The following is a 6,493-nucleotide window of genomic DNA, read 5'->3' on the forward strand; positions in this document are numbered from 1 at the left end:
ATAGAGGACATCACCGCCGGGGTCCAGGTCCCGCAGCGCCGCCCTTCATCCGGGGGCAGCGAGCACCCCAAGCCGGGGCTGCAGGACCGTCCGGCGATAATGGGCCGGTCCGGACCGGCAGGACCCGATCACACTTCATATCGTCTAGGACGGCCGCCAAGCCGGCCCCGGGCCTTCGCTGCGGCCAAGCCGGCTTTCGTCCGTTCCGACAGACGCGATCGTTCGTACTCCGCAAGGGAGGCGAACATGTCAAAGATGAGTTTGCCGTGTGCGCTGGTGGTATCCAGCCACGGTTCCGCCAGAGAACGAAAGCCTATCCCCCGCTGCCCCAGCACCGTCACAATGTCCGCCAGGTCCGCCGTACTCCGGCCCAGCCTGGTGAGGTCGGCAACCATCAGGACATTGCCTGGCTGCAGGTAGTCCAGACACTCCATCCACCGTGCCCGGGCCTGCGTCGCCCCGGAAGCGTATTCCTGGAATACGCGGACCGCGCCGGCCGACACCAGCGCATCAACTTGGGAATCCAAAGACTGCCCCCGGGTACTGACCCTCGCATAGCCGATCACATTACTCGACACGTCAAAAACCCTCCAGCAACGTTTTGACCAGTTTTCTTTTCGGAAACCAGTTCTGACCAACACTATTGGGGCATTCGGGTCGTTTTTCGGAGGCTTGCCATGGGCTGGTCAGAAACGGTCGTATTTGACGGTACGTTCGAGGAGGTCCCCACTGGAGGGGATTGCTTATGAGCCACCCCGAGCGGTAGATGGACCGGAAGTGCGCTGCATCATGACCGCGTAGCAGACCGGGCGCGGGAATGCTCCATGGCGAGAGGTCACAGATATCCTGAGACGTTGAACCCGAGCATGAATTAATCGCGCGCAGCAGCGCAGGAGACGAGATATGGCCCCCACCACCAAAGAAGGACAGCGTGCCGAGCTGCACAAGACAATCTGGCGCATCGCGAACGACCTCAGAGGGTCGGTCGACGGGTGGGACTTCAAAAGCTACGTGCTCGGCATGCTCTTCTACCGGTTCATCTCCGAGAACCTCACGGCCTACATCAACACAGGCGAACACAAGGCCGGCGACCCCACCTTCAACTACGCCATCCTGCCCGACTCGCAAGCAGAATTTGGCCGCACTGAGACGGTTGCTGAGAAGGGCTTCTACATTCTCCCCTCTGAGCTCTTCCAGAACGTCCGCAAAGGCGCCTCGCACGATGCGGACCTGAACGAAACGCTTGCCCGGGTTTTCAAGAACATCGAGGCCTCCGCCCTGGGGACTGGTAGCGAAGACGACCTCAAGGGCCTGTTCGACGACCTCGACGTCAATAGCTCCAAGCTTGGCAACACGGTCGCCAAGCGCAACGAGAAACTCGTGAAGCTGTTGGACGCCATCGGGGACCTTCCGCTTGGAAAGTTTGGAGACAACTCAATTGACCTGTTCGGTGACGCCTACGAGTACCTCATGCAGATGTACGCCTCCAGCGCCGGCAAGTCCGGCGGCGAATATTACACACCCCAGGAAGTCTCCGAACTCCTGGCCCGCATCACAGTGGTCGGCAAGACACAGGTAAACAAGGTCTACGACCCGGCGGTCGGGTCTGGTTCCCTGCTGCTGAAATTCGACAAAATCCTCGGCAAGGGCAACGTACGCCAAGGCTTTTACGGCCAGGAGATCAACCTGACCACGTACAACCTCGCACGCATCAATATGTTCCTCCATGATGTGAACTACGAGAAGTTCAACCTTGCCCACGGCGACACTCTCATCGATCCCGCTCACTGGGACGATGAACCGTTCGAAGCGATCGTTTCCAACCCTCCGTATTCGATCAAGTGGGACGGCGACTCGAATCCTCTGCTTATCAACGACCCGCGTTTCGCCCCGGCTGGTGTGCTCGCGCCAAAGTCCAAGGCCGACCTCGCCTTCACGATRCACATCCTGTCTTGGCTGGCCGTCAACGGTACCGCTGCGATTGTAGAGTTCCCCGGCGTCCTTTACCGGGCGGGAGCAGAGCAGAAGATCCGCAAATACCTCATCGACAATAACTACGTGGACGCCGTCATCCAGCTCCCACCGGAGCTGTTCTTCGGCACTACGATCGCGACCTGCATCATAGTTCTCAAAAAATCCAAAACCGACAACGCCGTCCTATTCATCGACGCGTCGGCAGAGTTCTCGCGCGGCGGCAATAAGAACAAACTCACCAAACCCCATCAGAAGAAAATTCTGGACGCTTTCACGACTCGTGAAGATGCCGAGCATTTCGCAAAACTCGTTCCCAACGTAGACATCGCGGCCAGCGCCTATAACCTCGCTGTGGCCTCCTACGTTGAACCTGTAGACACCCGTGAAATCATCGACATCACAGAGATCAACGTAGAGATCGCCCGCATCATCACACGCCAGCAAGAACTCCGCACCTCCGTCGATGAGATCGTCGCCGACCTCGAGCGCGCACGATGAGCCGCATCGCTGAACTGATCGCGGAGTTGTGCCCACGAGGAGTTGATTTCGCTCCTCTCGGCGAACTCGTTCGTATACGCAATGGCAAGGATTACAAGGCCCTCGGGATAGGTGAGATTCCCGTGTATGGAACTGGCGGCGTGATGCTCTACGTTAACGAATCCGCCCACCCTGGTCCCTCGGTACTGATCCCTAGGAAGGGCTCGCTCAGCAAGCTTTACTACGTTGATAAGCCCTTCTGGACCGTGGACACCCTCTTCTATACGGAGATTGGTGATCGCTTGGTACCGAAGTTCTTGTTCTACCACCTATCAACTCAGCGCCTCGAAGAGCTTAATCGGGCAGGTGGTGTTCCGAGCCTGACGCAATCCGTGCTCAATCTTCTGCTTGTCCCTGTGCCGCCTCTAGAAGTTCAGCGGGAGATCGTGCGTATATTGGATCAATTTACTCAGCTCGAAGCGGAACTGAATGCGGAGCTAATGGCCCGGAGGCGTCAACGGCTTGCGTTCACTCGCCTTCTACCTGGTGCGGCACATAACGAAGACCAATCGTCAAACGTCAAGCACATTCGGCTCGGCGAAGTGGCATCTCAGTACGTCGAACCCGTCAGAGTTCAGGACGACACGGCGTATAGGAGCCTCGGCGTGAAATGGTACGGCGAAGGGGTTCTCGTTCGCGAGCCGAAACTTGGCAGCGCGATAAAAGGAACGGTGCTCTATGCGGTGAAACCGGGTTATCTCGTCTATAACCGAATGTTCGTGACCGAAGGATCATTCGCGATCGTCCCTCCAGAACTCGCCAACGGAGTCGTATCAAATGAATTTCCTGTGTACGAACTCGACCGCTCACGGATACTGCCTGAATGGTTGCTGCTGTATCTTCAGGACGAGTACACACTCAAACGGATAGCAGCGGAAGTCACTGGGGTCGAACGAGGCTCAACGAAAAGTCGCATGCGCTGGAAAGAGGGGCAGTTCGAGGCATTCCAAATCGCATTGCCGTCAATTTCCGTCCAGCGCGAGATGGTCCGTGTAGTCGGAACTGTCGCAGCTCTCGAATCGGCCTTGCGCGACGAACTGACGGCTCGTCGCAAGCAGTTTGAGTACTACCGCAACAAGCTCCTGACGTTCGAAGAGGCAGTTACATGATTGACGCAACTCCGCGAAAGTATCACCCGATCGCGGTCTCGAGTGAGAGCACAGTCGTTGCCGAGTATGTGCCTGATGCTAAGGCTGAGGCGGCGTATCAGTCCGAGGCGCACCTTGAACGTGAGTTCATCCGGTTGTTGCGGTCGCAGGCGTATGGATTTCTACCGATTAACTCCGAGGCGCAGCTCGTCGCCAATCTGCGTGCCCAGCTGGAGGCTTTGAACTGCATCACATTCTCCGACGCGGAGTGGAAGCAGTTCTTCTCCGAACGGGTGGCTGGTGCGAATGACGGCATCGTTGAGAAGACGGTGCGCATTCAGGATGATCATGTCCAGTTGCTGAAGCGGGATGACGGTTCGATCAAGAACATCGCACTGATCGATAAGCAGAACATCCACAACAACCGTCTGCAGGTCATCAACCAGTACGAGACTCCCCAGGGCGAGGGTGGCGGGAAGTACGCGAACCGGTACGACGTGACGGTGCTCGTCAATGGGCTGCCGATGGTCCATATCGAGCTCAAGCGCCGCGGCGTGGATATCCGCGAGGCGTTCAACCAGATCGACCGGTACCAGCGCGACAGCTTCTGGGCAGGCTCCGGCCTCTTCGAGTACGTGCAGTTGTTCGTGATCTCCAACGGCACGTTGACGAAGTACTACTCCAACACCACGCGCCGTCAGCACCTGAGCGAGGCTACGGGGTCCAAGCGCGTCCGCAAGACCTCCAATTCCTTTGAGTTCACTTCCTGGTGGGCCGATGCACAGAACAAGCCAATTACTGATCTCTCCGCGTTTGGGAAAACGTTCTTCGCCAAGCACACGCTGCTGAACATCCTCACCAGGTACTGCGTGTTGACCGCCGACAACATGCTCCTGGTCATGCGCCCCTACCAGATTGTCGGGACCGAGAAGATCCTGCAAAAGATCGAGATTTCCACTAATTACAAGCAGCTCGGCACGATCGGGGCCGGCGGGTACGTGTGGCACACGACAGGGTCGGGCAAGACGCTGACCTCGTTCAAGGCGGCCCAGCTCGCCTCGAAGCTGCCCTCCGTCGACAAAGTGTTGTTCGTGGTGGACCGCAAGGACCTCGATTACCAGACCATGCGAGAGTACGACCGGTTCGAGAAGGGCGCGGCGAACTCGAACACTTCCACCGCGGTGCTGAAAAAGCAGCTCGAGGATCYGGGGGCACGGATCATCATCACTACGATCCAGAAGCTCGCGACGTTCATCGCCGGCAACAAGGGCCATGAGATCTACGGTGGCCACGTCGTGATCATCTTTGACGAGTGTCACCGGTCGCAGTTCGGCGAAATGCACACCGCGATCACCAAGGCGTTCAAGCGCTATAACCTGTTCGGTTTCACCGGCACGCCGATCTTCGCCGCCAACTCCGGCAGCGGCGGAAACCCGCAGTTGAAGACCACCGAGCAGGCGTTCGGCGAGAAGCTGCACACATACACGATCGTGGACGCCATCACGGACAAAAATGTGTTGCCGTTCCGGATTGACTACGTGAACACGGTCAAGGTCGGCAACGTAGTCGACAAGCAAGTCTCCGCGATCGACACCGAAAAAGCGTTGCTGGCTCACGAGCGGATCTGCAAAATCGTGGACTACACGCGGGAGCACTTCGACCAGAAGACCAAACGCACCGAAGGCTACACCCTCGGCGAGAAACGGGTGCGCGGGTTCAACGCCCTCTTCGCTACCGCCTCGATCCAGGCCGCCCGCATGTACTACCAGCACTTCCGGGAACAGCAGAAAGCGCTTGTCCCTGACAAGCGGCTGAAGATCGGCCTGATCTACTCCTATGGAGCGAACGACCCCGTCGAGGACGGATCGCTTGAGGAGGAAGGTTTCGACACCAGCGCGTTGGACGCCGATGCCCGATCGTTCCTGGAAGCCGCGATTCAGGACTATAACGCCGTGTTTGGCACCTCGTTCGACACCAGCGCCGACCGGTTCCAGAACTACTACAAGGACCTGTCGCTGAAACTCAAGCAGCGCGAGATCGACCTGGTGATCGTGGTCAACATGTTCCTCACCGGTTTTGACGCGACCACCTTAAACACCTTGTTCGTGGACAAGAACCTCCGAGCCCACGGATTGATCCAAGCCTATTCCCGCACTAACCGCATCCYGAACTCCGTCAAGACCTATGGCAACATCGTCTCCTTCCGTGACCTTGAGGAACAGACCAACGACGCGATCGCACTGTTCGGCAACAAGGATGCCCGCGGGGTGGTGCTGCTCAAGCCCTACGGCGAGTACTACAGTGACTATGCCGAGAAGGTCACCGAGCTACTCACTATGTTCCCGCTGGGGACCCCGATCATCGGGGAGTCAGCGCAGAAGGAATTCATTGGGCTGTTCGGTGCGATCCTGCGCCTGCAGAACGTCCTTACCTCGTTCGACGAGTTCACCGGTCACGAGATTCTCAGCGAACGGCAGGGCCAGGACTACCGCAGCGTGTACCTGGACCTGTACGCGGATTTCCGCAAGGACAAGAACGCGGAGAAGGAGCAGATCAACGACGACATTGTCTTCGAGATAGAGCTGATCAAACAGGTCGAGATCAACGTCGACTACATCCTCATGCTCGTCCAGAAATATCGCAAAGAACGCGGTGACGGTGACGATAAGGAAATCCGGGCAGAGATCACACGCGCCGTGGATGCCAGCCCGACCCTGCGCAACAAGAAAGACCTTATCGAAGACTTCGTTGATTCTCTCTCGGCCGACGGGGAGATTGATCAGGAATGGCGTGCGTTCATCGCCGCCAAACGTGAAGCCGAGCTCAACGCCATCATCGAAGACGAGAACCTCCGCCCCGACGAAACACGCATCTTCGTGGAGACTGCATTCCGC

Annotated in this window: 3 protein-coding genes and 1 pseudogene; 3 read left to right on the forward strand and 1 reads right to left on the reverse strand. The window is 57.8% G+C overall.

Annotated features, from left to right (window positions below; genetic code table 11):
• Window positions 1-143 precede the first annotated feature (143 nt).
• Window positions 144-578 (reverse strand): annotated as a pseudogene (locus AB4Y72_RS19530) (recombinase family protein); the annotation flags it as partial.
• A gap of 325 nt (window positions 579-903) precedes the next feature.
• Here AB4Y72_RS19530 and AB4Y72_RS19535 point away from each other — a divergent pair.
• From AB4Y72_RS19535 to AB4Y72_RS19545, 3 genes are all read left to right on the forward strand, one after another.
• Window positions 904-2,472 (forward strand): type I restriction-modification system subunit M, encoded by a 1,569-nt coding sequence (locus AB4Y72_RS19535; RefSeq protein ID WP_441427791.1) that lies wholly within the window; start codon window positions 904-906, stop codon window positions 2,470-2,472.
• The gene (locus AB4Y72_RS19540) at window positions 2,469-3,620 is read left to right on the forward strand and encodes a restriction endonuclease subunit S (protein WP_441427792.1); all 1,152 of its coding nucleotides are present in this window, start codon (window positions 2,469-2,471) and stop codon (window positions 3,618-3,620) included. Before AB4Y72_RS19535 ends, AB4Y72_RS19540 begins: the two co-directional genes overlap by 4 nt.
• Window positions 3,617-6,493 (forward strand): type I restriction endonuclease subunit R (locus tag AB4Y72_RS19545; protein ID WP_441427793.1); only part of this gene is annotated, 2,877 nt, incomplete at its 3' end. The genes AB4Y72_RS19540 and AB4Y72_RS19545, both read left to right, overlap by 4 nt.

Source organism: Arthrobacter sp. YAF34 (assembly GCF_052113245.1).
In the GTDB taxonomy this organism is placed as follows: domain Bacteria; phylum Actinomycetota; class Actinomycetes; order Actinomycetales; family Micrococcaceae; genus Arthrobacter.